The following is a 256-nucleotide window of genomic DNA, read 5'->3' as shown; positions in this document are numbered from 1 at the left end:
ATGGTGTTGCGCACGCTGTTCGGGCGGAACGCAGCATCCAGCGATTCAAGAGTGATATCACCGCCGAGTCGGAACATCAGTCGATGTTCGGTGATACTGTATTCACGATTCGGGGATTCCGAATACATAACGAGCGCAGCGCTAAGCTGTTCGGGGCTGAGGGCCGTAGGTTGGGCACCTTCACGGCTCATGAAGCCGAAGTTAACTTCCAGTTCTGGAACGCTTTGACCAGAGCCGGCAATATCCGCCCAAACTG

Annotated in this window: 1 protein-coding gene; it reads right to left on the bottom strand. The window is 55.1% G+C overall.

Going from position 1 to position 256, the window contains the following annotated elements:
* On the bottom strand, window positions 1–256 hold a 256-nt coding region (locus tag AC1RPT_RS08135; RefSeq protein ID WP_481763046.1), incomplete at both ends, for a hypothetical protein.

This window comes from Dellaglioa sp. CoH-56-MRSF-11, assembly GCF_056782135.1.
The sequence above is the reverse complement of the archived record's forward strand: the minus strand, read 5'-3'. Positions and strand labels throughout refer to the sequence as shown.